Genomic DNA, 22,160 nt, shown 5'->3' on the forward strand with positions numbered 1-22,160 from the left:
CCTCGACGGCGTGACGACCCTGACCGTGGGCGGCATCGCCGTGGTCACCGCTGGCGTGGCCGCCGGCTTCCCGCAATCGATCACCACACCGCTGGGCAGCACCCTGACCATCACCGGCTTCAACGCGGCGACCGGCGTGGTCAGCTACAGCTACACCTTGGTCGATAACGAAGCCCACCCAACTGCCAATGGTGCCAACTCACTCCCTGAGCAGTTCGCCGTGACCGTGGTCGACGACAACGGCACCACCGCCACGGGTAACCTCGACGTCAGCATCGTCGATGACCTGCCAAGCGCCAAACCTGACTCGTCGTCGGTAGTGGAGGGCGGCAGCGTCAACATCAGTGTGCTGGGCAACGACGTCAGCGGCGCCGATGGTCCGGCGACAGTGGTCGGCGTACGTGCCGGCGGCAATACCTTGACCTCGGCCATTGGTGGGCTGGGTAGCCAGATCAACGGTACCTATGGCTACCTGACCCTCGATGCCAACGGCAACGCGGTGTATCACAGCAACCAGAATTCCGTCGGCGATCTTGGGGCCACGGATACGTTCACCTACACCGTGCGTGATTCCGATGGCGATGAAAGCACCACCACCATCACCATCGACGTCGCCAACAGCACGATCAAGGCCAACCCCGACAGCGACGTGACGGTCTATGAAAAAGCCCTCGACCTGAGTCAGGGCGGGCAGGACCTGGCCGCTGGTACGGTCACCGGCAGTGACCCGGGCAATACGGGCGAAACCGCGTCCGGGACCCTGGTCGGTTCGGTCTCGGGTGCCAGTGGCGCGCTCACCTACACCCTGGTTGGCAGCGCCATCGGCACCTACGGGCAGATCCTGATCAACCCCGACGGTAGCTACACCTACACCCTGACCTCGGCACCGAAAACCTCGCCGAACGCCAACGACGGGCCGAACAGCCTGAGTGAAAGCTTCACCTACAAAGCCACCGATGCGCTGGGTAACAGCAGCACCAGCACCATCGTGGTCAGCATCGTCGATGATGTTCCCAAGGCGGTGGCAACGGATCGCTCGGTGGCGGCGGTGGAGATCGATTCCAACCTGCTGATCGTGCTCGACGTCTCCGGCAGCATGGCCGACCCTTCCGGCGTGTTGGACGCGTCGGGCGCGAGCCTGTCACGGCTGGCCCTGGCCAAGCAGGCCATCAGTGCCTTGCTGGATAAATACGACGACCTGGGCGATGTGAAAGTGCAGCTCGTCACCTTCAGCAGCAGCGCCACCGACATGACCTCGGTGTGGGTGGATGTCGCGACCGCCAAGACACTGCTGGCCGGCCTCACCGCGAACGGCGGCACCAACTACGACGCGGCCGTGGCGACCATGCAGACTGCGTTCAACACCTCGGGCAAACTCACCGGTGCGCAAAACGTCGGCTACTTCTTCTCCGACGGCAAGCCCACCACCGACCAGGAAATCGGCACCGCCGACGAGACCGCGCTGAAAACCTTCCTCGATGCCAACAACATCAAGAACTACGCGATCGGCCTGGGCAGCGGCGTGAGCAACGCCAACCTCAATCCACTGGCCTATGACGGCAGCAGCCATACCGACACCAATGCGGTGGTGGTGACCGACCTCAACCAGCTCAACTCGGTGCTGTCCGGCACGGTGATCGGCGCACCGGTGACCGGTTCACTGCTGGGCGAAGGTGGCACATTCGGCGCCGATGGCGGCTTCATCAAGACCATCACGGTGGATGGCACCACCTACACCTACGATCCAAGCGGCAACAGCAATCAGGGCTTGCTGAGCTTCAGCGGCGGGCTCAACCACGGCACGTTCAACACCGTGGACAACACGTTGAGCATTTCCACCAACAACAGCGGCACCCTGCAGATCAATCTCGATACCGGTGAATACGCCTACATTTCGCAGAAAACCACGTCGGTGTTGATTACCGAAAACATCGGATTCACCGCCAGCGACAACGATGGCGACCTGGCCAGCTCCACCCTGACGGTCAAAGTCATACCGAACGCACCGCCAGTGGCGGCTGATGATAACGTCATCACCAACGTGCTCTCGGGCACTGTCGTGGTGCCGGGCGAACTGTTGCTGGCCAACGACACCGACCCCAACGGCGATCAACTCTCGGCGACACCGACTTCGTTCAACACCGGCTGGATCGCCGGGGACGCGGACTTCACTGGAACCGGCGCGATCAGCTTCGCCGGTCAAAACAACAATCCCGCCAACAAGAGTCTGGCCAACGTGCGCAGCGCCTTTGAGGCCAACGCGGCGACCATGACGGCGCTGCTGGTGGTCAGTGGCTATCTTGGCGCGGCGAACAACTCCAATGGCAACAATGAAGACCTCATCACGGTCAAGCTGAAACAGGGTGAGACGCTCAACCTCGATCACAACCTGGACCCTGGGCACATCACGATGGAGTATTCGCTCAACGGTGGGGGGTTCGTCAGCATCGCCGATGGCGGCACCATCACCGCAAGTGCGGATGGCACTTACCAGATCCACCTGACCAACATCACCAACACCAGTGGCAGCGATACGAATTCGGCGGAAAACTATCAGTTGACCATGACCGTAAACTACGCCGGAGCACAGGCCGTCATCACGGACTACCACGGCACCTACACCGCCAACGACAACCACGGCGGCAGCGACTCGGCCAACCTGACCATCAGCTATCAGGAAGGCCACACCCTTACCGGCACCAGTGGGGATGACGTACTGGTGGCGGGCACGGGCAACAACATTATCAATGCCGGCGACGGCAACGATGTGCTCACTGCCGGTTCCGGCAACAACGAGCTGCATGGCGGCGCCGGCAACGATCTGCTCTTCAGCGGCCAGGGCAATGACATCCTCGATGGCGGCACGGGCATCGACACGGCCAGTTACGCCCATGCCAGCGCCGGGGTGACTGTCGACCTCAGCCTGCTCACTGCGCAGAACACCCTGGGCGCGGGCTCGGACACCCTGACCGGTATCGAAAACCTCACCGGCTCGAACTTCAACGACACCCTGACTGGAGGCAACACCAACAACGTGATCAACGGCGGCCTGGGCAACGATATCCTCAACGGCGGAGGTGGGGATGACTTGCTGATCGGTGGCCTGGGCAACAACACCCTCACCGGCGGGGCGGGGACCGATACCTTCCAGTGGCTCAAGGGCAACAGTGGCCATGACGTGATCACCGATTTCACGCCCGGCACCGACAAGCTCGACCTGTCGCAACTGCTGCAAGGGGAAAACGGCACCACGGCTTCGCTGGATGACTACCTGCACTTCACCGTCATCGGCAGCGGGCCGTCGACAGTGACCAGCATCGACGTCAGCGCCATGGCCGGCGCCGCGCCGAACCAGACCATCGACCTGGCCGGCGTCGACCTGGCCAGCCACTACGGTGTTACGCCGGGGGCGGGTGGGGTGATCGCGGGCGGGCATGACACAGCGACCATTATCAACGGCATGCTCAATGATCATTCGTTGAAGGTGGATACGGTGTGACCTGAAACCTGCCAAAAAACCCGCCACCCCGGGAAGGGGGCGGGTTTTTTTGCCCGGGACAAAGGTCGATGTCCGGTCAGGGGTTACTGACCCTCGATGTACCCATTATCATATCGGCTCTGGCGCCCCGATCAATCGACCCATGGCCCCGAATATTCCCAACTCCCTGATTACCTCCAGTTCCCCACGGGTCTCGACCATTTCCGCAATCAGCGGCAAATCAATGCTGTGGGTCGCGCGGAAGATCGCGTCGATGAACAGCCGCTTGTCAGGCTGCTCGTCGATGTTGCGAATGTAGGCCCCATCGATTTTCAGGTACGCCAGGCCCAATTGGGTCAGGTTGCCGATCTGACTGAAGCGCCCGCCAAAGTGTTGCAGGCCGATTCGGTAACCGGTCTTGAGCAATGAGCTGCAAAGGTTTTGCAGCACTTCGGGGGAAGGTAACTGGCGTTCGTCGATTTCCAGGATCAGCAACGGCGCCAGTTCCGGCAGGGAGTCGAGCAGATCGAGGATTGTTCGCCATTGCACCGGATCGCGCAGGGTGCTCCCGTACAGGCTCAGTGCCAAAGGCCTGCGGTTGACCACCAGGTCGTCCAGCGTGGCTTCGAGCATCGCCAGGTCGAACCGTCCCGACCAGCCGAGACGCTCGATCCACGGCAGGAAATGCCCGGCGGCAATCGCCTCGCCCTGCGGGTCGAGCAGGCGTGCGAGCACTTTGTGATGCAGCACCTGGCGGGTGTCGGTGCATTGCACGACGGGCTGGAAGTACAGCTGCATTTTGCCTTCAGTCAAGGCATCGTCGATCCAGGTGCGCCAGTCGTGCTGGGAGTGATTCGGTGCCGTATCACGATGACTCAAATGGACCCAGGGGCGTTCGGGATGTTGCCGCGACTCCGTCAGCGCCTGATCAAGGCGCAGGAGTACGGTGCTGATCGGCTCACCGGGGCGGTAGGCGACAACGCCCAGATGGGCGACCGGCATGCAATCGCTGGCACCGGTCAGGCGCAGGTTCTCCAGGCTGACGCTGACATCGGCGGCCAGGCGCGCGGCACTTTCAGCATCCAGGCCCGGTGTCAGCAGGCTGAATTCGCCGCCACGATTGCGCGCCGCCAGCCAGGTTCGACGCTCCGGCAATTGAGTCAGGCGCTTGAGCAATTCGCCGACGGCAGTGATCAGCGCGTCAGTCCGTTGGCCACCCAGGCGTTGATTGAGGCCGTTCAGGTCGTTGATTCGCAACATCAGCAAATGGCCATCTCGGCTCTGTTCGCACACGCGTAAATGGTCGGCCAGTTGCTCGTCGAGCAGGCGTCGGTTGGCCAGGCCGGTGAGGCTGTCCAGATAGGATTCGGCCCGCAGTTTTTCGCTGCGCGCAGCCTCCTCGACGAACAGCGCCTTGAGCTTCTCGACCATCTGGTTCATCGCCAGCACCACCCGTTTCAGTTCCGGTGTGCGTGGCAGTTTCGGCAGGCTGATAAACTCGCGTTTGCTGATGGCCTCGGCTTGTCGGACCATGCTGTCGAGTGGGCGAAATTGCCGGCGCAGCATCCATCCTCCAATCACGGCGCTGAACAGCCCGCACAACAGCAACCAGATCAGGCTGCCGAGGGTGCCGTCCCAGAGCTTGGCCAGGGCGAATTGCGGATTGCTCAGCACTTCGACCCGTGCCAGTTGTTCCCAGCCGCGCATGATCAAAGCATCGCCACCTTCCGGGCGCAGGTCGACCAGGTTGACGAACCAGTCAGGCACACCCTTGATTTTCGTCGGTGCAGTGCGTTCCACCAGGGTTTGCTGATCCTTGAGCCTGATGACGCGAATGCTGCTGAAATAGCCGCTGTCGAAAATCGAACTGACCATCAGTTCCATCATTGCCGGGTCATCGACCTGTGCCGTCAGCGACAGCCCCAGCGCGGTGGCCGCGTCCTGGGCGTGGGCACGCAGTTGGCTGAGCGTTTGTTCGCGGGAGCTTTCCAGGCTGGCAAAAAAACTGCCGCTGAATGCCACCAGCAGGAACAGACAGATGGCCAGGAACAACTGTTTACGCAGTGTCATGCTTCGCTCCTTGCCAAGGCGGTTAGCCGTCGCCGATGTCGAACCCTTCGGCCTGCATCTTTTTCAACACTTCCTGCCAGCGCGACAGCTTTTTCGAGTCGCCGCTGCGCTGGCCGCCATTTTTGCCCGGCAGGTACAGGCCTTCGGCGTTGAAGGCGTATACCGGTAGCAAGTCTTTGCGTTGGGAGGCGGGGCGGATATCGCCGATCAGGTTGTCCAGCACCAGTGGGTCACTCGTGGGAGTGCTGTAGAACGTCAGCACCATGTGGGCCTTGTTCTGGCTCAAGGCCTTGACGTAGGTGATGCGCAGTTTTTCGCTGGGAATACCGAGCCGGCGCAGGCTGAAATACTTCGCCAGGGCGTAGTCCTCGCAATCGGCGGCGCCCTTGATCAGGGCTTCGACGGGCGTGGCCCAGTAATCGGTCTGTTGCCAGATGCGCGTGTCGTCCTGGAAGTCCAACTGCTGATCGAAGAAGCGGTTCACCGCGTTGAGCTGCTCGCGTTCGGGAGCGCCGCGTGTACTTTGCAGCATTTGACTCCAGGCCTCGATCCGACTTCGTGCCGCTCCGAGCGGGCCGTATTGTTTTTCAACGGTTTGCAGAATCCGCGCAAAATCCCAGTCGGCCCGGACCCCGTTGAATACGGTCAGTAGCAAACCAGCCAGCAGCAACCCGCCGCCGAGCCGAAGTCGGAGCGTTGGCCATCCTGGACTACGCAGACTGCGGGCCATGTCTGGCTGCTCGAGTGTAGGTGGGTGAAGTTTAGGTGGTGTTTTGGGCGCGGGAGGGCAGGTCGTCGGACGGGGCTTGCCACAAAGGGCCAAGGGCGACTTCAGGATTTATGCAGGGTTTTCTGCTTGAGGATGTAGATGGTCACGAGTACTGCACTGGTCAGCATGAAGCACCGTGCCCAAGGCAGCGGTACCAGGTAGCAGGAGAGCAGGATGCTCGCCCACATCAGGCCAATGGCGTAGACCTTGCCCCTGAGCGGAATGCCGTTGCCATCGAGGTAGTCGCGGATCCACGGGCCAAGCCGTGGATGCTCGACCAGCCATTGATAAAAGCGCGGGGAACTGCGGGCGAAGCAGGCGGCCGCCAGTAGCAGGAAAGGGGTGGTGGGCAATACCGGCAGGAAAATCCCGATCACCCCCAGCGCTACGCTCAGCCAGCCGATGGCCAGCAGCACGTAGCGCAACATCAGGGGGCGGTTGCCTATGGGGTTGTCCATAGGCAGGACCTTAGTGGTGGCGAGGCTTGAGAATCGCCGGTTTTTCGTCTGGTGCGTTGCACAGTAGATACAGCGCGGTCAGGGCTTCCGGGATCTGTACGATCATGTCGTCCATCAGGTTGGCATCTTTGGCGATGTCTTCGAACTCCGGCTGCTCGTCGAACAGGCCCGAACCGACCATGATCGGCAACAGCATTTCGCTGACTTCTTCTTCGGCGCTTTCGAACCAGGCCGCTTCGCGCAGGAATACACCTTCCATGAAGCCGATGCACCAGCCGCGCAGGTCGGAATCATCCGGGTCGTCGCCCAGGTCCAGGTCGCATGGCAGCTCGAACTCTTCATCGGAGGCCAGCTGGCGAGCGATGTGGGCCTTGAGGCCGATCAGCGTGGCTTCGATCTCTTCACGCTGGGCTTCGCCACTGTAATGCGGTTCTTCGGCGAACAGCGCGTCGATCCACTCACGGTCAGGAACGGTTTCGGAACAGATCGACAGCGCGGTGAGGTAGCCGTGGGCGGCCACGTAGTCCAGCGCCTCGTCATGCAGTTCATCAGCGTCGAGGAAGACTTGCAGGCGGGTTAGTTGCTCAGCGAAGGACATTAAAGGACTACCTTGGGGAATGTTCGATGCGGGAATTCTAGGCCTTCTTGAGCACTTGGGCCAGCCGCACGGCATATTTGCCTCCCGACTCCACCGCCTTTCCCGGTAGGAACTGCCGAAGGCTGCGATCTTTTGATCCTGGCTTTAAAAAACAAAATCAAAAGATCGCAGCCTTCGGCAGCTCCTACAGAGAATCATGTCCATTCCCTCTTATCAGCGGTGCCCTTTGCCGGACGGGGCTCGGGTATACTCGCGCGTTTTGTGATGCCCTGCTGGCGTCACGGCTGAAATGTGAAGCGTCATGCAATGCGCACTTACGATTTATCGGTGCAGCGTCGCAGGTTCTGAACCAGCCTTGCAGGGATGTTTCGGTGATTTTTGGAGTTTCTATGCTCGAACAGGCTCAACGCGTCCTCAAGGACATCTTCGGCTACGACAGTTTCCGTGGCCGCCAGGGTGCAATCATTGAGCGCGTGGCCAGTGGCGGCGATGCCCTGGTCCTGATGCCTACCGGTGGCGGCAAGTCCCTGTGCTTCCAGGTCCCGGCGTTGTTGCGCGAAGGCCTGGCCGTGGTGGTCTCGCCGCTGATCGCACTGATGGACGATCAGGTCGCCACCCTCGAAGAGCTGGGCGTGGCCGCCGCCGCGTTGAACTCCACCCTCAGTGCCGAGCAGCAGCGCGACCTCGCCGTCCGCATCCGCCGCGGTGAAGTGAAAATGCTCTACCTGGCGCCGGAACGTCTGGTCCAGCCGCGCATGCTGTCCTTCCTGCAGGGGCTGGACATCGCCCTGTTCGCCATCGACGAAGCACACTGCGTATCGCAATGGGGCCACGATTTCCGCCCGGAATACCTGCAGCTGGGCCAGTTGGCGGAAATGTTTCCCGACGTGCCGCGCATCGCCCTGACCGCCACGGCCGACAAGCGCACCCGGGAAGAAATCGTCACCCGCCTGCACCTGCAAGACGCCGAGCGCTTCCTGTCGAGCTTCGACCGGCCGAACATCTTTTATCGCATCGTGCCCAAGGAACAACCGCGCAAGCAGTTGCTGGCATTCCTCGCCGAGCGTCGTAGCGATGCGGGCATCGTGTATTGCCTGTCGCGCAAGAAAGTCGAGGAAGTCGCCGCGTTCCTCAGCGAGCAAGGCTTCCCGGCGTTGCCATACCACGCCGGCCTGCCCAACGATCTGCGGGCCTACCATCAGAAACGCTTCCTCAACGAGGAAGGCCTGATCATGGTCGCCACCGTGGCGTTCGGCATGGGTATCGACAAGCCCAATGTGCGTTTCGTCGCGCATCTCGATTTGCCGAAATCCCTTGAGGCCTATTACCAGGAAACCGGTCGTGGCGGCCGTGACGGCCTGCCGGCGGATGCCTGGATGGCCTATGGCCTGCAAGACGTGGTGATGCTCAAGCAGATGTTGCAGAACTCCGAAGGCGACGAGCGTCACAAGCGCCTGGAACAGCACAAGCTCGACGCCATGCTCTCGCTCTGCGAAGAAACCCGCTGCCGTCGGCAAACGCTGCTGGCCTACTTCGACGAAGACATGCCCGAGCCTTGCGGTCATTGCGACAACTGCGTCGACGGCGTGCAGACCTGGGATGCCACCGAGCCGGCGCGTCAGGCGCTGTCGGCGATCTACCGCACCGGTCAGCGCTACGGCGTCGGGCACCTGGTGGATGTATTGCTGGGCAAGGACAACGAAAAAGTCCGCAGCTTCGGCCATCAGCACCTGTCGGTGTATGGAGTTGGCAAGACGATGGCGGAGGGCGAATGGCGCTCGCTGTTCCGCCAACTGGTGGCCCGTGGTCTGGCGGACATCGACCTCGAAGGCTACGGCGGCTTGCGCCTGAGCGACAGTTGCCGGCCGCTGCTCAAGGGCGAAGTGACCCTGGAGCTGCGCCGCGATCTCAAGGCGCAAACCGTGGCGAAAAGCAGCAAGAGCCAGGCGAGCCAGCTGGTCCGTGGCGAAGAGCGCGAACAATGGGAAGCCTTGCGCGCCCTGCGTCGCAAGCTCGCCGAAGAACATGGCGTGCCGCCGTACGTCATCTTCCCCGACTCGACCTTGCTGGAGATGCTGCGCAGCCAGCCGACCTCGCTGGCGGAAATGGCCACGGTCAGCGGTGTCGGCGCGCGCAAGCTGGAGCGTTACGGCGAGGCTTTCCTCGAAGTGCTCGGCGGGCAGGTCGAGGCGCCGAAACCGGTGGCCGATGTACGTCACGAACTGATTACATTGGCGCGGGCCGGCATGACACCGGTACAGATCGCCGGTCAGTTGCAGTGCTCGGAAAAGAATGTCTACACCATGCTGGCCGAAGCGATCGGCAAGCAGCAGTTGTCGTTGGAGCAGGCGCTGGATCTTCCTGAAGACCTGATGGGTGAAGTGCAGGACGCCTTCCTCGACGGCGAAGGCGAGTTGCCGCCGGTTTCCGAGATCGCCGCACTGTTCGCAGGCAGGGTGCCGGAAGGGGTGTTGTACTGCGTTCGGGCGGCCTTGCAGTCGGAATTCGAGATTTGAGACATCTGCGTGCTGATGTAACGATTCACTACAGATCAAGCCTTGCCTCAAATCGAGGCTCATGCTTAGCTGACTAATAATTAGTTTTTATTTATTTCAGTCTAATCATGAGTGTTTTATGCCGTTAACCGATCAACACCGCTTTGGCATGCAATTGGCCCAGATGTCCCGTGGCTGGCGTGCCGAACTGGACCGCCGACTGGCGGGCATGGGCTTGTCCCAGGCACGCTGGCTGGTGCTGCTGCACCTGGCCCGTTTCGAAGAAGCACCGACCCAGCGTGAGCTGGCACAAAGCGTCGGCGTCGAAGGCCCGACCCTGGCCCGCTTGCTCGACAGCCTGGAAAGCCAGGGCCTGGTGCAACGCCAGGCAGTGCTGGAAGACCGTCGGGCGAAGAAAATTGTGCTCTGCGCGCCGGCGCGTCCCCTGATCGAACAAATTGAAACCATTGCCACGCAACTGCGTCACGAACTGTTCGAAGGCGTTGATGAGGCGGATTTGAAGGTGTGCATGCGGGTTCACGGGCACATCCTGGGTAACCTTGAAAAGTCTTGAGGCATAACCGAACGCCAGGTTTATGAGAGACCGCATCGGGCAGACTATAAGAACTACTCGGCAATATCGTGTTCGTAACGGATGTACGAACCCGTGCGGATGGTTTCTGTAGATCTCAAGGATGCTCATGCTCAAGTGTTGGCGATTGGTTTTACGCGGTGGTTCTCAGTGGTTGCTGGCCGGGGCTGCTGTCACATACTCAGCATGGGCGCCTGCGCTGGGCCTGGGTGAAATCACCCTGCATTCGGCGCTGAATCAACCGCTGCGTGCAGATATCACACTGGTGGATACCGCCGGCCTGGAGGAAAACCAGCTGTCGGTGAGCCTGGCAACGGCAGACGAGTTCAGCCGTGCCGGGGTCGACCGGGCATTTTTCCTCAACGACCTGAAGTTCACTCCGGTGCTGCGCGGTAATCGCCGCGTGATCCAGGTGACCTCCGCCAAGCCGGTCAATGAACCCTTCCTGAATTTCCTTGTGCAGCTCAATCAGCCGAATGGGCGATTGTTGCGCGAGTACACGGTTTTGATCGATCCGCCGGGTGCGCCAGGGGTTGTTCCCGCCGCCGATGAAGCGGTTTCCATCTCCCCGGCGTCCGCATTTCCCCGTGTTCAACCGGTCCTGGCGCCGTCACCCGTGGTCAAGGCACCGCCAGAAACGGACGTCGCCGTTGTTGATCCCGCTATCGAACAACTGGCCGCCAGCACCCTGCAAAACCACGAGTTGCAAACCACGGTCGATGAGCTCAACGCGAAGCTTCAAGGCCAGGATGAGTTGATCGCCAGCCAGAAAAAACAGTTGGCCGAACTGCACACCCAACTGGCGGAGCTCAAGAAGGTAAAGGCTCAACCCATTGCCTCCGACGCAGTGCCGCCAGCCCCCGCCATTGCTGAAAAAACCGGGTTTGGCCGGCTGCCGATTGCCGGTATGTCGGCCCTGATAGCGTTGCTGGCGCTGGGCTGGTTTGTTCGCCGCCGGCGCCAGCAACATCAGGCCGCAGCTTCAGAGGCGCTGCCGTCGCAGCCGGAACCGCTGGCGGAGCTTTATGCCGAGCCAGTGACGTGGCCCACCGTCAGGCAACCCGTCGCGGTACCGGCCAACGATGAGCTTGAGTGGGTCGACAGCAGTCGTTCCACCTCGGTCGCTGCTGCCGTGGCGGTGGTTCCGGGTTTGGCGATGTCCGGTGAATCCACCATTGATGATGAGTACCGGCTCAACCTGGAGGAGTTTTCCTTGGCGTCGAGTTGGGACCTGATCAGCCCCAGCGGGAACCCGCAGCCGGCTGCTCCGGCCATGATCGAGCCAGAGTTCGAGTTGGAAACGCCATTCGCTCCGCCGTCTCGACAGTCACCGGTCGGGCTATCATAGCGGCGTCGTCAAACTCTGGAGTCAGGCCCCATCATGACCGTCAGCAAACCGGAAATCATCATCACCTATTGCACGCAATGCCAATGGCTGTTGCGTGCGGCCTGGCTGGCCCAGGAACTGCTCAGCACCTTTGGTGATGATTTGGGCAAAGTCTCTCTGGTGCCGGGCACCGGCGGGGTCTTTCATATCTACTGTGACGCCGTACAGATCTGGGAGCGCAAGGCGGACGGAGGCTTCCCCGAAGCCAAGGTACTCAAGCAGCGGGTCCGTGACCAGATCGACCCGGACCGCGACCTGGGGCACAACGACCGCACTCAGTGAGACGCGGCCTCGGCTGCAACGGCCTTCTTGCTTGTGCCACTTGAGAACCGGCTGGACACCACAATCGCCACAATGATCAGCACGCCCCCCAGCAACATGCGCAGGGTCGGGTTTTCGTTGAACAGCAACCAGGCGACGGTGATGCCGTAGACCGGCTCCAGGGCGAACACTACGGCGGCAGTGCGAGCCTTGATCACCGCGAGGCTGGCGACGAACAGGCTGTGGGCTACACCGGTACAGAACACACCTAGCAGGCCGATCCACAGCCAGTCGATGGCGCGCACTTCGCTCAATTGAGGCGCCGCCACCGGCAGCAGGCACAGGGCAACCACCACGTTCTGGCACAGCGCCGCCTGGACCGGCGGGACTCGACCGGAACTGGCACGGTTGGTCAGTGACAGCAGGGCGAACAACAAACCGGAACCCACGGCCCACAGCAGGCCGGTGGTGGCGCCGCTGGCCAGGTCAAAGTCGGGCGTGACCAACACCAGGCCGACACTCACCAGCAGCACCAGCACAATCTCATTGGCGCGAATGCGCTCGCGGAAGATCAGCCCTTCGAGGATCACGGTAAAGGCCGGGAAGCTGGCGAAACCGAGCGTCGCTATCGCCACGCCTGCGACTTTCACGGCAATGAAGAAGCTCACCCAGTGTCCGGCCAGCAACAAGCCGCTGAGCAGCAGTCGACGCCAGTCCACGGCCTCGAGTTTCTGCCAGCGCGTCTGGCTGGCGAACCGTGCAAAAAACGCCAGCGCGAGCACCGCAAAGGCGGCACGGCCGAACACGATGATCGCCGGGGACGCGGCGGCCAGTTTGCCGAACACGCCAGTCAGGCCGAACATCAATGCGCCGATATGCAAGGCGCCAAGGGCGGTACGGGGAGTCATTGCAATCCTTAACAGTAAAATCATGTAGGAGCTGCCGAAGGCTCGGGCCGCGTTCGGACGATCTTTGATCTTGATCTTGAAAAACAACGTCAAGAGATCGCAGCCTTCGGCAGCTCCTACATTGAGCCATGTGGCCCCGTTGTGTCTGTCGGCAAACTCGCGTTATTTGTCGCCAGTCTCGCGCCGCAGTTTTCCGGGCGATGCCCCGAACTCGCGCAGTACCGCCGCCGCGAAGGCACTCTGGGAGCTGTAGCCGGCACGGCTGGCAATTTCGCCGATGGGCAGTGCCGAGTTGCGCAGCAAGCCCACCGCTATGTGCAGGCGTCGGCTGCGGATGTAGTCCATTGGCGTCTGCCCGCATTCGGCCACGAACCGTGCATGCAGACGGGCACTGGAAAGGCCGGCTACCCGGGCCAGGTCGGCCACTTGCAGCGGGTATGCCGCGTACTGATCGATGTGCGCGTTCAGCGCCGCATAGGGCAGACGCCGACCGCCGACGGCTTCGGGCCTGGCGTTGTTGAGACTGGCCAGCAACAGCACCGCGCCTTGTTGAGCGATCAGCGGATCATCCACCGGACTGTTCGCCAGCCAACTGACCAATTGGCTTTGCCCGGCATTCAGGGGCAGGCGCCCGGCGTTGTCGAGCAGGCGTCGGCTGGGCTCGGCGTGATCGCCCAACGACTGGGCAACCCATTGTTCGCTTGGCACATCCAGCACCAGGCAGCGGCTGCCATTGGCGCTGCCACAGGCGTGATGCGCTCCGGAGGGCACCACCACGAAACTCTGCCGGACCACCTGGCTGCCACGCCCGTCGACCTCGAAATCCAGGGCGCCAGAAAGCCCGAACACCAGTTGCGCGTGTTCGTGGCTGTGGACGATCAGGTCGTGGCTGTATTGGCGAAGCGTGAGGATCGGTCTCATCGCGGGTCTCCCGGCTCAGGGCGTCAGTCTACACCGAGCGGGCCTGTAAGCGCTGTCACAGGACTGACTTGACGCTGTCATGGACCATTAACCGGCTCGGGGCAGACTTGGCAAAACTTGCCAGAGGGTTGCCCATGACCAGCGCCGAGCTCGCCAAACCCACCCGTAAGCAACGCGTACGGACTTTATGGATTTCCGACGTGCATTTGGGCACCCGGGATTGCCAGGCTGAACACCTGTCGCGGTTTCTCAAGGGCTACCACGCAGACAAGATCTATCTGGTCGGCGACATCATCGACGGCTGGAAACTGCGCGGCGGCATGTACTGGCCGCAAGCGCACACCAACGTCATCCGTCGCCTGCTGACCATGAGCAAGCGCGGCACGGAGGTGATCTACGTCACCGGCAACCACGACGAATTCCTGCGCCGCTATTCGAAGCTGATCCTGGGCAATATCCAGTTGGTCGACGAAGTCGTGCACGTCACCGCCGACGGCCGGCACCTGCTGGTGATCCATGGCGACCAGTTCGATGTGATCACCCGTTATCATCGCTGGCTGGCGTTTCTCGGTGACTCGGCCTACGAATTCACCCTGACCCTCAACCGCTGGCTCAATCATTGGCGCGCGCGATATGGCTACGGCTACTGGTCGCTGTCGGCCTACCTCAAGCACAAGGTGAAAACCGCGGTCAGCTTTATCAGCGACTTCGAAGAAGCCATCGCCCATGAATGCGTCAAGCGCGAGCTGCACGGTGTGGTGTGCGGGCACATTCACCATGCCGAGATTCGCAAGGTCGGCGAGGTGGACTACCTCAATTGCGGCGACTGGGTGGAATCGTGCACCGCCCTGATCGAGCACTGGGATGGTTCGATCGAGTTGTATCGCCTGGCGGATGCCCAGGCGCGCGAGGCGCAGTTGAAGGCGGCCAGGGTTACGGAGTTGGCTTGATTGATTTGTTTTTTGTGGCGAGGGGGCTTGCCCCCGTTCGGTGGCGAAGCCGCCGTGAACCTAGGAGTGCGATCTATCTGGCGTTCTGCGGTGAATGGCTTTAGGGCTGCTGCGCAGCCCAACGGGGGCAAGCCCCCTCGCCACAACGGTCGCCATAGGTCATGAGGTTGGCGAATGTTCTTCCATCGCCGCCTTGTAGATCGAATTCCTGGGGTGCGCAAACAAGCGCTCCATCATCGGCTCGAAAAAGCTCAACGGCAGCGTGTCGTACACCGGATCAAACGCCGCTGCATCGTATCTGGCGCAGAATTCGACGGTCGCCTGGTACTGCGGATGCTCCTGGAATTGCTCGCGCAGATGCCGGTCCATGCCCAGGTGATGGAAGAAGTAGTAGCCCTGGAAAATCCCGTGCTTTTCCACCATCCACAAGTTCTCGGCGCTGACGAACGGCTTGAGGATCGCCGCCGCGATGTCCGGGTGATTGTAGGAGCCCAGGGTGTCGCCGATATCGTGGAGCAGGGCGCAGACCACGTACTCTTCGTCGCGACCATCGCGCCAGGCGCGGGTGGCGGTTTGCAGGGAGTGGGTCAGGCGATCCACCGGGAAGCCGCCAAAATCACCCTCCAGCAACTTCAGGTGCGCCACGATCCGTACAGGCAATTGTCTTGCGTAGGCACTGAAGTCCGCGGCGATGATCGCCCAGTCCTCCTGAGTGCCGTCCTTCATGTGGGTGAAGCGGGCATTGGCATTCATCGGCAACTCTCTTGTGACGGATGTCAGCTAGAACGGAACGCGCCCCAGGACCATGTCCCGGTACATGACAAAATCGCCGAGCAGGCTATAGAAGGGGTGTTGAAACGTGGCCGGGCGGTTCTTCTCGAAGAAGAAATGCCCGACCCAGGCAAAGCTGTAGCCTGCCAGTGGCAGGGCCCACAACAGCATCCAGGCTCCGCGACCAATGGTCAGCGTCAGAATCAAGATAACCAGGGTCGTGCCGATAAAATGTAAACGGCGACAGGTGCTGTTGCTGTGCTCACTGAGGTAGTAAGGATAGAACTCAGCGAAGCTGTTGAATCGTTTGACGTTTTCCACGACAGCGATCTCTGTGGTTATTGTTCTTGCTGCAAGTTGTTCTGCGGGTAGTTTATTTGAGTCTAGAGTGATCAATGGCATCAGCCACTGACAATAGGCGCCACTTTAGTATCCTTCGGTCAATAGCCGTAGCATGCGGCCACCATGTAAGAAAACGCCATGAGCGAACGAACGACTTCTGCAAGCTGGGCGATGGGGATTGTCAAAGCGCTGGAGATGGACGGCCTGGATTGCCGGGCCCTGTTCAAGCAGCTGGGGCTCGACTACGCGGCACTGGACGATCCGGACGCACGCTTCCCGCAAGATTCCATGACACGGCTGTGGCAGCGCGCGGTCGAGCTGTCCGGCAATCCGGCCATCGGCCTGAACATGGGCAAGGTGGTGCGACCGGCGCAGTTTCATGTGGCCGGTTACGCTTTGATGTCCAGCCAGACTCTCGCCGAAGGCTTTCAGCGTCTGGTGCGCTATCAGCGGATCATTGCCGAAAGTGCCGACCTGAGTTTCAAGCTGCTGGAAGAAGGCTACGCGCTGATTCTGACGGTCCATGGCGATCATCTGCCGCCGACCCGGCAAAGCGCCGAAGCTTCGCTGGCCTGTGCCTTGGCGCTGTGCAGCTGGTTGACCGGGCGTACGTTGCAACCACGCAAAGTGTTGCTGCAGGGTGCCGAACCGGCCAACCTGGAACCCTATAAGCAAGCCTTCCATGCACCGCTGGTGTTCAACGCGCCTTACGATGCGCTGATTTTCGAGCGCGCCGATATGGAAGCGCCGCTGCCAACGGCCAACGAGGCCATGGCGCTGCTGCATGACCGCTTTGCCGGTGAGTACCTGGCGCGATTTTCCGAAAGTCGCGTAACCCACAAGGCGCGGCAGGTGTTGTGCCGCCTGTTGCCCCAAGGCGAGCCCAAGCGCGACACCGTGGCGCAGACGCTGCATCTGTCCCAGCGCACCTTGCAACGGCGCTTGCAGGAAGAGGGCACGAGTTTTCAGGCGCTGCTGGACGATACCCGGCGTGAACTGGCCGAGCAGTACCTGGCGCAACCGAACATGACCTTGCTGGAAATTGCCTACTTGCTGGGGTTTGCCGATCCGAGCAACTTCTTCCGTGCATTTCGGCGCTGGTTCGATGCCACACCCGGTGAGTACCGGATGCGGCTGATGCAATCGGCTGACGCGATCAATGACGCCAAAATGCCGGAATACAAAGCACAAACACCGTAATGATCTCCAGCCGGCCCAGTAGCATGCCGAACGAGAGAATCCACTTGGCGGCATCCGGCAGGGTGGCGAAGTTGCCCGCCGGGCCGATGGTTTCGCCGAGCCCCGGGCCGACACCGGACACCGTACTGGCTGCGCCAGTGAGGGCGGTCATCCAGTCCACGCCGAGCAGCGACAGCAGCAGCGCAATCACGCAGATGGTGATCGCAAAGAAGAACGAAAAGGTCAGGATCGACCGCACGATTTCTTCGTCGAGGCGGTGACCGTTGTACTTCTGCTTGATCACCGCCCGCGGGTGAATCAGCTGGTTAAGGTTGGCCTTGAGCAGGATATAGGCCACCTGGAAGCGGAAAATCTTGATCCCGCCCGCGGTCGATCCGGAGCAACCGCCGACAAACCCCAGGTAGAAGAACAGCATCAACGAGAAATTGCCCCACAGGCTGTAGTCCCCCAGTGCAAAACCGGTGGTGGTCACTACCGACGTCACGTTCAGCGCCACATGCCGCAATGCCTCCAGCCAATGCAGCTGGGTAGTCCACCAATACCAGGTGCCGAGCACCAGCCAGGTCACCAGCAGCATGCCGAGCAGGCCTTGAACCTGTTCATCCTTGATCAGCGCACGACGGTTACCACGCAACGTGGAGACATACAGGGTGAACGGCAGGGCACCGAGAATCATGATGACGATCGCGACCCAATGCACCGCAGGCTCCGGCCACTTGGCCAAGGACTGGTCGGAGGTGGAGAAACCGCCGGTGGAGATCGCCGACATCGCATGGTTGATGGCGTCGAACAGGCTCATCCCGGCCCACCAGAACGCCAGGCTGCCGACAATAGTGATGCCGACGTAAGTCGCAACAATCAGGCGCGCCACCATGTGCGAACGGGGCATGACCTTTTCGGAGCGGTCCGAAGATTCGGTCTGGAACAGTCGCATGCCACCGATGCGCAACAGCGGCAGGATCGCCACTGCCATGCCGATGAAGCCGATGCCGCCGAGCCAGTGCAGCAACGAGCGCCACATCAGGATGCCCGGGGACATAGTGTCCAGGCCGCTGAGTACGGTTGCACCAGTGGCGGTGATGCCGGACATGCTTTCGAAGAATGAATCGGTGTAGCTGATGTGCTGGGTCAGCAGGAACGGCAGCGCGGCGAAGATGCACACCACCAGCCAACTGCTGACGGTGAGTAGGTACATGTCCCGGGGGCGCAGGTGAATGTGTTCCGGGCGCCCCGGAATCACCAGCGCCAAACCGGCGACAAAGGTAATCATGCTGGCCCAGAGGAACGACGGCAGATCGCTGGTGCGGTCGAAAACGACCAGCGTGGCCATGGGCACGACCATGGAGATCGCCAGCGTGATCAGGAAGATGCCGATGATGAAACCAATGATCCGTAAGGTCGGCAACGCCATGAGGTCCGCTCGGCTGATAGTGGAAGGGCGCCATTCTACCTGCGGGGCAGGGCATGTAAACCGGCACTGCTGCGGCAGTTACCGCTAGAATAGCCGCACATATTTTTCAGGAGGTGGCCGATGCAGGCTCTCGACGCTTTGCTCAACCGTGTTTCCGTTCCGCGACTGATTGACCCTGCACCTACCGCCGAGCAGCGCGAGGTGCTGTTTGGCGCCGCCATGCGCGCTCCGGATCACGGTCACTTGCAGCCTTGGCGTTTCCTGACGGTGGAAGGCGCGGCGCGTGAGCAGATGGGCGAGCTGCTGGCTGAAGCTGCGAAACTTTCAGACAGCGAAGTCGGCGAAGCTGCCATCGACAAGGCGCGCAGTGGTCCGTTGCGGGCACCGTTGGTGGTGGTTGTGATTGCTCGCGTGCAGGATCACGTCAAATATCCGAAGTCCGAGCAATTGCTGGCGGCGGGCTGCGCGGCCCACGGGATTTTGCTCGCGGCCTATGCGCAGGGCATTGGCGCGGTGTGGCGTACCGGTGACCTGGCTTACTCGGCCCATGTGGCCAAGGGCTTGGGCCTGGCAGAAGGGGAAGAGGTGATTGCCTTCCTGTATCTGGGCACGCCGCAGAAAGAACCGCGAGTGGCGGAGAAAGTCGATCTCGCCGAATTCGTCAGCGCCTGGCCCGGCAAGGCCTGACACCACACATCAGTGCGGGAGCGGGCTTGCTCGCGAAAGCAGTCTGTCATCCAACATACATGTTGAATAGTTAGCCGCTTTCGCGAGCAAGCCCGCTCCCACATTGGTTTTGTGTCGTTTGATCCTGTCGTGTCGGTCCAGGCTCAGGGCTGCACGACAGCCCCCGGCACCAACGGCAATTCCAGGCTGGCAATGAACCCGCCCTCAGGGTGATTGGCCAGCACCAGGCTGCCGCCATGTCGCTCCGCCGCGCGGCGGGCGATGGCCAGGCCCAGGCCGTGTCCGGCCGCTGTTTGCCCTGGCGCCCGATAGAACGGCTCACCGAGCTGGCTCAAATATTCGGCACTGACCCCCGGTCCGTGATCTCGTACGGTCACGACGATCCGTTCACCCTGACGCAGGGCCTGCATTTCGATCGGCAGGCCATCCACCGGATTGAAACGCTGGGCGTTGCGCAGCAGATTGTCCACGGCCCGTTCGATCATGGTCGGCCAGCCCTTCAGATTCAGTTGCGACTCGGCTTCGAGGTGGACGAGTTGCTCGGGTGAACCGAGTTGCGCATCCTTTTGCAGGCTATTGAGCAAGGCGTTCAGGTCCACCTCTTCGGCACTGGCGTTATCGGAGTCGACCCTCGCCAGTACCAGGATTTCGCTGATCAGCGCTTCCAGCCGGTCGCACTCGCGGGTCAGGCGCGGCCACAGCTGTTCCCGTTCCTGCGGGGTGGCCCGTTCGGCCAGTGCCAGCGCGATACGCAGGCGGGCGAGGGGTGAACGCAGTTCGTGGGACACATCCCGCAGCAGTTGCCGCTGACTGCCAATCAGGCTTTGCAGGCGCGCGCCCATGCGATTGAAGTCGTTGGCCAGGACGCCGAACTCATCGCGGCGGTTGGCCAGCTTGACCAGGCTGTTTTGTTGATAGGTGGTTTGTCCCAGGTCATGCACCGCTCCGCGTAGACGGCTGAGCGGGCGAGTGATGGAAAAGGTCACCAGCAGGCTGAACAGGGTCAGCACCACCAGGGCGATTCCCAGGGCACTGAGCGGCCAGAGCAGGCTCTCTCGGTGCCAGGCATCCAGTTCCGGGTGCGGGATGCGGTAGATGAACAGGAAGGTATCACCGGTTTTTTCGCTGGTGAATTCATCGGTCAGGCGCCGCCATGGCAGGCGTCGGTCCTCGTTGTTCTGGCGCGCCTCAAAGGCCGCCGCGCGTTTCGGGAAGGTACCGCGCACCACCGGATCGCCGCTTTCGTTAAGCACCTGAACGTCGATGTGATACTGGCGTTTGCGTTGCTGGAGAATGTCCTGGGCGGCGTCTTCGCCTTGGCTTTCATAGGTTTGCGTCCACTCTTCGGCCAGCGTGTTGAGACCCGGGTGGCGGCTGAGAATCCAGGCGTCCTGGTTGAGCATGTGTCCGAGCAGGATGGAAAGCCCTGCAACCAGAGCGATGGCCAGCCAGAAGCTGGCCAGGATACGCCAGAACAATGAACGCACAGGAAATCCTCGAACAAACGTCAAGCCATGTGGGAGCAAGCCTGCTCCCACATTTAAATTGCGTGGTGTCAGGCCCAACGGGGTTGAGCCGTTGGGTCCGGGGTTAGCGCATTATTGCGCTTTTTGCGGTTGTTGCGCTTTCCAGGCCTTGAACTCGGCCCACTCGGCGCGACGTTCAGCCTGTTTTTTCTGGATCTCGTCGAATTTCTTCTGTTGATCCGGTTTCAGCAAGGCGCGCACGTCCGCTTCAGCCTTCTTGTGGTTGGCGGCCATCTCGTCCTTCATGGCTTTCTGGTCGGCTGGCGAGAGCTTCTCCAGGTACTTGTCGACCAGTTGCTTACGCTCGTGCATCTGCTCGCCCATGATCTTGCGGATCTGCTCGCGCTGTTCGCGGCTCAGGTCCAGTTCACTGTACGGGCCTTTGCCGTGCATGCCGTGCATCTGGCCGCCGTGGCGCGAACCGTCCATCGACCCATCCATGGGGCCCGCGCCTTCCGGCATGGCCATGGCAACGGTCGGCAGGGCAGCAGCGAACATCAGGGCGATAAGAGTCTTGCGCATGGTGTATCTCCTTGTCTCGTTCCCGGTACGTTCCGGATGAGTGCAGATTACGCAGATCAAGGTCAGCGGCGGTCAGCGGAGGGTAAAGCTTGGGTAAAGATGGTTTTGCGCCGCCCTGACAAACCCGTAGGGGTCAGAGGCTGTAGTAGTAGCCGCGGCTGCGCAGGGCGACGATGCGCGGTCGGCCATCGGGGTGTGGACCGATCTTCTTGCGCAGGTTGCTGACGTGCATGTCCAGGCTGCGGTCGTACAGGGTCAGCTTGCGGCCGAGGGCGATCTGCGCCAGTTCCTGCTTGTCCAGGGGCTCGCCGGGTTGCTTGAGCAAGGCTTCCAGCAGGCGGCTTTCGGAGACAGTGAGGGTAAATTCCTGTTCGTCAATGCTGACCACGCCGCGGACCGGGCTGAAACACAGGTCGCCCAGTTCGATCTGGCTGGACACCGCCGCCGGGTGGCTACGACGCAGGACTGCGCGCAGGCGGGCGGTCAGTTCCCGTGGGTCGCAGGGCTTGGCCAGGTAGTCGTCGGCGCCGAGCTCCAGGCCGAGGATACGGTCCAGGGGCTCGCCCCGGGCGGAGAGCATCAGCACCGGCAAATCCGGGTGATCGCTGCGCAACTGCTTGAGCAGTTCCAGGCCGCTGCCATCGGGCAGCATCACATCCAGCACCACGGCCGCCGGAGCGGTTTCGGCCAGCGCACGACGTGCGCTCTGGCCGTCGTGACAGGCACGTACCTGAAACCCTTCCTGGCTCAGCCAACTGCTCAGGAGCTCACACAGCTCCTGGTCATCATCAATAAGTAACAGCTCGCTCATGAC

At 61.4% G+C, this 22,160-nt stretch carries 20 protein-coding genes; 8 read left to right on the forward strand and 12 right to left on the reverse strand.

Going from position 1 to position 22,160, the window contains the following annotated elements; translation table 11 throughout:
* Window positions 1–3,499 (forward strand): beta strand repeat-containing protein (locus tag ACM6IT_RS09850; protein WP_414917900.1); only part of this gene is annotated, 3,499 nt, incomplete at its 5' end.
* A 108-nt stretch (window positions 3,500–3,607) separates the two neighbouring features.
* Here ACM6IT_RS09850 and lapD read toward each other — a convergent pair.
* The 4 genes from lapD to ACM6IT_RS09870 all read right to left on the reverse strand — a co-directional run bounded on the left by lapD (window position 3,608) and on the right by ACM6IT_RS09870 (window position 7,373).
* A complete protein-coding gene (gene lapD, locus ACM6IT_RS09855) occupies window positions 3,608–5,548 on the reverse strand; it encodes a cyclic di-GMP receptor LapD (RefSeq protein ID WP_414917901.1) in 1,941 nt (646 codons plus the stop codon).
* Between the two features lie 22 nt (window positions 5,549–5,570).
* Window positions 5,571–6,278 carry a cysteine protease LapG gene (gene lapG, locus ACM6IT_RS09860; protein ID WP_414917902.1) on the reverse strand — a complete coding sequence of 236 codons (708 nt, stop codon included), beginning with the start codon at window positions 6,276–6,278 and terminating at the stop codon, window positions 5,571–5,573.
* Between the two features lie 101 nt (window positions 6,279–6,379).
* Window positions 6,380–6,775 (reverse strand): YbaN family protein, encoded by a 396-nt coding sequence (locus tag ACM6IT_RS09865; RefSeq protein ID WP_056721448.1) that lies wholly within the window; start codon window positions 6,773–6,775, stop codon window positions 6,380–6,382.
* A 10-nt stretch (window positions 6,776–6,785) separates the two neighbouring features.
* Window positions 6,786–7,373: a YecA family protein gene (locus tag ACM6IT_RS09870; protein WP_056721450.1), complete on the reverse strand. Its 588-nt coding sequence runs from the start codon at window positions 7,371–7,373 to the stop codon at window positions 6,786–6,788.
* Between the two features lie 389 nt (window positions 7,374–7,762).
* Here ACM6IT_RS09870 and recQ point away from each other — a divergent pair, with 389 nt between their 5' ends.
* The 4 genes from recQ (at window position 7,763) to ACM6IT_RS09890 (ending at window position 12,129) form a co-directional block, all read left to right on the forward strand.
* Entirely contained in the window at window positions 7,763–9,889 is a 2,127-nt protein-coding gene (gene recQ / locus ACM6IT_RS09875) for a DNA helicase RecQ (protein WP_056721452.1), read from the forward strand.
* A gap of 118 nt (window positions 9,890–10,007) precedes the next feature.
* Window positions 10,008–10,442 (forward strand): MarR family transcriptional regulator, encoded by a 435-nt coding sequence (locus ACM6IT_RS09880; RefSeq protein WP_007984163.1) that lies wholly within the window; start codon window positions 10,008–10,010, stop codon window positions 10,440–10,442.
* 127 nt (window positions 10,443–10,569) lie between these two features.
* The gene (locus tag ACM6IT_RS09885; RefSeq protein ID WP_414917903.1) at window positions 10,570–11,808 is read left to right on the forward strand and encodes a FimV family protein; all 1,239 of its coding nucleotides are present in this window, start codon (window positions 10,570–10,572) and stop codon (window positions 11,806–11,808) included.
* Between the two features lie 33 nt (window positions 11,809–11,841).
* Complete coding sequence (locus ACM6IT_RS09890; protein ID WP_056721456.1) at window positions 11,842–12,129, forward strand: SelT/SelW/SelH family protein; 288 nt, start codon at window positions 11,842–11,844, stop codon at window positions 12,127–12,129.
* Here the strand turns inward: ACM6IT_RS09890 and ACM6IT_RS09895 are convergent.
* Window positions 12,123–13,016 (reverse strand): DMT family transporter, encoded by an 894-nt coding sequence (locus tag ACM6IT_RS09895; RefSeq protein ID WP_414917904.1) that lies wholly within the window; start codon window positions 13,014–13,016, stop codon window positions 12,123–12,125. The genes ACM6IT_RS09890 and ACM6IT_RS09895 overlap by 7 nt on opposite strands.
* Window positions 13,017–13,178: 162 nt before the next feature.
* Complete coding sequence (locus ACM6IT_RS09900; protein ID WP_414917905.1) at window positions 13,179–13,937, reverse strand: AraC family transcriptional regulator; 759 nt, start codon at window positions 13,935–13,937, stop codon at window positions 13,179–13,181.
* Between the two features lie 134 nt (window positions 13,938–14,071).
* On the opposite strand from ACM6IT_RS09900, the gene ACM6IT_RS09905 reads away from it, so the two are divergent.
* Window positions 14,072–14,887: a UDP-2,3-diacylglucosamine diphosphatase gene (locus tag ACM6IT_RS09905; protein ID WP_414913077.1), complete on the forward strand. Its 816-nt coding sequence runs from the start codon at window positions 14,072–14,074 to the stop codon at window positions 14,885–14,887.
* A 159-nt stretch (window positions 14,888–15,046) separates the two neighbouring features.
* On the opposite strand, the gene ACM6IT_RS09910 is transcribed toward ACM6IT_RS09905, so the two are convergent.
* A complete protein-coding gene (locus tag ACM6IT_RS09910) occupies window positions 15,047–15,640 on the reverse strand; it encodes an HD domain-containing protein (RefSeq protein ID WP_414913078.1) in 594 nt (197 codons plus the stop codon).
* A 27-nt stretch (window positions 15,641–15,667) separates the two neighbouring features.
* Window positions 15,668–15,979: a DUF962 domain-containing protein gene (locus ACM6IT_RS09915; RefSeq protein WP_008051185.1), complete on the reverse strand. Its 312-nt coding sequence runs from the start codon at window positions 15,977–15,979 to the stop codon at window positions 15,668–15,670.
* A 159-nt stretch (window positions 15,980–16,138) separates the two neighbouring features.
* On the opposite strand from ACM6IT_RS09915, the gene ACM6IT_RS09920 reads away from it, so the two are divergent.
* Entirely contained in the window at window positions 16,139–17,200 is a 1,062-nt protein-coding gene (locus tag ACM6IT_RS09920) for an AraC family transcriptional regulator (RefSeq protein ID WP_082562887.1), read from the forward strand.
* Here the strand turns inward: ACM6IT_RS09920 and ACM6IT_RS09925 are convergent.
* Window positions 17,157–18,611 (reverse strand): TrkH family potassium uptake protein, encoded by a 1,455-nt coding sequence (locus ACM6IT_RS09925; RefSeq protein ID WP_056721468.1) that lies wholly within the window; start codon window positions 18,609–18,611, stop codon window positions 17,157–17,159. The two genes, ACM6IT_RS09920 and ACM6IT_RS09925, sit on opposite strands and share 44 nt — an antisense overlap.
* Before the next feature lie 120 nt (window positions 18,612–18,731).
* Here ACM6IT_RS09925 and ACM6IT_RS09930 point away from each other — a divergent pair, with 120 nt between their 5' ends.
* A complete protein-coding gene (locus ACM6IT_RS09930) occupies window positions 18,732–19,298 on the forward strand; it encodes an NAD(P)H nitroreductase (protein WP_056721470.1) in 567 nt (188 codons plus the stop codon).
* 143 nt (window positions 19,299–19,441) lie between these two features.
* Here the strand turns inward: ACM6IT_RS09930 and ACM6IT_RS09935 are convergent, their stop codons facing one another.
* The 3 genes from ACM6IT_RS09935 to ACM6IT_RS09945 all read right to left on the reverse strand — a co-directional run bounded on the left by ACM6IT_RS09935 (window position 19,442) and on the right by ACM6IT_RS09945 (window position 22,157).
* Window positions 19,442–20,785 (reverse strand): sensor histidine kinase, encoded by a 1,344-nt coding sequence (locus ACM6IT_RS09935; protein WP_056721472.1) that lies wholly within the window; start codon window positions 20,783–20,785, stop codon window positions 19,442–19,444.
* A gap of 111 nt (window positions 20,786–20,896) precedes the next feature.
* Window positions 20,897–21,346, reverse strand: coding sequence for a Spy/CpxP family protein refolding chaperone (locus tag ACM6IT_RS09940; protein WP_056721474.1), 450 nt, complete (start codon window positions 21,344–21,346; stop codon window positions 20,897–20,899).
* 133 nt (window positions 21,347–21,479) lie between these two features.
* Window positions 21,480–22,157 carry a response regulator transcription factor gene (locus ACM6IT_RS09945; protein WP_056721476.1) on the reverse strand — a complete coding sequence of 226 codons (678 nt, stop codon included), beginning with the start codon at window positions 22,155–22,157 and terminating at the stop codon, window positions 21,480–21,482.
* Window positions 22,158–22,160: the final 3 nt, after the last annotated feature.

The sequence above is a fragment of the Pseudomonas sp. IT-P4 genome (genome assembly GCF_949767755.1).
Lineage (GTDB): Bacteria > Pseudomonadota > Gammaproteobacteria > Pseudomonadales > Pseudomonadaceae > Aquipseudomonas > Aquipseudomonas monachiensis.